1 pseudogene is annotated in these 255 nt (G+C 37.3%); it reads right to left on the minus strand.

What is annotated here, in order from left to right:
* Nucleotides 1–255 (minus strand): annotated as a pseudogene (locus ACHRVL_RS23055) (IS21 family transposase); the annotation flags it as partial.

Raw genomic sequence — 255 nt, forward strand, 5'->3', positions numbered from 1 at the left:
AAGAGAGATAACGCTCCCACATGCCATACATGGTTACGCCTGTTTTCTTTAATTCCCGTTCCATTTGGGGGAAAAACTCATAGACCTTTTGCATCCTTGGAGTCGTAACCTCTTCTGTGCTTTGGGAGAAAAGTGTGTCTAATTCTGCATCTGTTTTTTGATTAATCGATTCAAGGCTTAATCCAAGTACTTCAAATAAAGAGATGTATTTCTTTACTGTATTTCTGGAAAGAGACAAATACTTGCTAATAAACA

This window comes from Flavobacterium sp. FlaQc-28, from assembly GCF_044007415.1.
Lineage (GTDB): Bacteria > Bacteroidota > Bacteroidia > Flavobacteriales > Flavobacteriaceae > Flavobacterium.